The sequence below is a fragment of the Streptomyces sp. SID12501 genome, from assembly GCF_010550245.1.
GTDB lineage: Bacteria > Actinomycetota > Actinomycetes > Streptomycetales > Streptomycetaceae > Streptomyces.
Map to the genome: position 1 here is coordinate 1 of NZ_JAAGLU010000246.1, position 634 is coordinate 634.

The 634-nt window shown below is 69.9% G+C and carries 1 protein-coding gene; it reads left to right on the forward strand.

What is annotated here, in order from left to right; all coding sequences use genetic code 11:
• Nucleotides 1-435: BMP family protein (locus tag G3I71_RS45515; protein WP_164324813.1), on the forward strand; the 435-nt coding region annotated here is incomplete at its 5' end.
• Nucleotides 436-634: the final 199 nt, after the last annotated feature.

Below are 634 nucleotides of genomic sequence, written 5' to 3' on the forward strand. Positions count from 1 at the left end.
GGCGACTTCGACGCCAACGACACGGCCAAGCAGGTCGCGGCCGGCATCATCGACCAGGGTGTCGACGTGATCCTCCCCGTCGGTGGTCCGATCTACCAGTCCGCGATGGACGCCATCGCCGACTCGGGCCGCGAGGTCGCGCTGATCGGCGCCGACGCCGACGTCTTCGAGACCGACCCGTCGACGCAGGACCTCGTCCTCACGTCGATCCTCAAGAACATGAAGCTCTCGACGAACGAGGCCGTCACGGCCGCGGGCGAGGGCAAGTTCGACGCCGAGACCTACGTCGGCACGCTCGAGAACGAGGGCGTCGGCATCGCGCCGCTGCACAACTTCGAGTCGAAGGTCGACGCCGGCCTGCTCACCGAGGTCGAGGACCTCAAGCAGCAGATCATCGACGGCGACGTCACGGTCACCTCGTACCTGGCGAAGTGATCGCGTCGTCGCACGCGTGACGCGACGCCCCGGACGGCCGGCGACGGCTCGTCCGGGGCGTCCCCCGTGCGACGATCTCCCGGACGGCTCACCGGCGCGCCACGAGCGCCTCGCCCGAGCCCTCCACCCGCACCGTCCCGAACCCCGAGGACCCCATGAAGCTCGAGCTGCGCGGCATCACCAAGCGCTTCGGCGCCCT